Below are 1488 nucleotides of genomic sequence, written 5' to 3' on the forward strand. Positions count from 1 at the left end.
AATAATAGTGGTACTAAAACCGTACTATTGATTGAGGATGATCCAGATTTAGCCGAGTTGATTAGCGAATATTTGGGCATGAACTACTATGAGGTTCAGCATGCCCCAACCGCAACAGAAGGTCTAGAGACGCTATTTAACCCTGCAAAATCCATTGATTTGGTAATTTTAGATTTGATGTTGCCGGATATGGATGGCATGCAAGTGTGTCAACGTATTCGTCAGCACAAAGATAGTCGTCTGGCGCAAACGGCGATTATCATGCTCACCGCCAAAGGTGACACCACTGACCGTGTGTTGGGTCTTGAAATGGGCGCGGATGATTATGTCTCAAAACCATTTGAACCGCGTGAACTATTGGCGCGTATCCGTGCGGTCATGCGCCGTCATGACCTGCCGCTTCATCAGCAAAAAGAAGATAACTTAGTATTTGGTCGCTTAAAGGTTTATCCGGACAGCCATGAAGTGACGATTGATGATGAGCCGGTGCGTTTGACCACCCACCAGTTTCAGTTATTGCATTACTTTGCTACCCACTCAGGTAAAGTACTGAGCCGTGAACAGCTCTGGCATGCGATGCCAAACGATGACAGCAGTGATAACATCGACCGTGCCATTGATGTGCATATTTCACGTCTGCGCGCGCTGATTGAAGACAATCCTCGCCAGCCAAAACGCATTATCACAGTGCGTGGTGTCGGCTATCAGTTTGCCACTGACCAAGTGTAAGAGTGTAAGATAGCTTGACAAATTTAACACGCAAAAGGTCATCATCCTTGGTTATTTATGCTAGCAAAGCTATTATAATAGCCAATGATGACCCACGATTTCTGGATTCTGTGTGCGATTAAGCGGCATAAAATTTAACAGTGTATTTAGCAAGTTATTTGCCAGCGTTATGCTGGCATTGGTCATTTTTGCTGGGGCAATGGTAGTTTTAAGCCATTTGGTACACGATACTTCGGCCAACACCCGCCACCAAGTCATTGCCAGCCAAGTCACCCAGCAGCTAGACCCGCTACTAGTGGAGCTACGTACCGCTCAAGACCAACAAAAAAATCTCGAAACCCGTTATCTACTTGCCCTCGTACGCCGTAGTTTTAATATCTATAGCGATTCACTCAACGCCAAATTTGGTTTATATGATGGCAAAAGTGGCGAAGCGATTATGATCATGCGTGGGCTGCCTGCCACCTTACCGCCAAATCCGCCATTTTTTTTATCTCTATTTCCTAGAGATGATCCAAAACACCCGACCGAAATTCAAGTTAATAGCCAATCAGGTTATGTGCTATTATACCAATCAAAACTTAGTAACCGCCGTGCGATTTCGCCCGCGATTAATTTATTGACAGGCACCTTGCTACTGCTGCTCATCATGTCGGGCATGTTATGGATGATTGCGCGCACCATGACATGGCGTATTAATCAGCTAAGTCGGCAAATCACCCAACTGGGTGATGGCGATTTCTCTGCCCGTGTCACGCC

General features: G+C 45.9%; 1 protein-coding gene and 1 pseudogene. Both read left to right on the forward strand.

Going from position 1 to position 1488, the window contains the following annotated elements; all coding sequences use genetic code 11:
* On the forward strand, nt 1-729 hold a 729-nt coding region (locus RTR63_RS08275; protein ID WP_312523661.1), incomplete at its 5' end, for a response regulator transcription factor.
* Nucleotides 730-898: 169 nt separating this feature from the next.
* Nucleotides 899-1488, forward strand: a pseudogene (locus RTR63_RS08280) (sensor histidine kinase); the annotation flags it as partial.

The sequence above is a fragment of the Moraxella sp. CTOTU47724 genome (assembly GCF_032014955.1).
Taxonomy (GTDB): Bacteria; Pseudomonadota; Gammaproteobacteria; order Pseudomonadales; family Moraxellaceae; genus Faucicola; species Faucicola tetraodonis.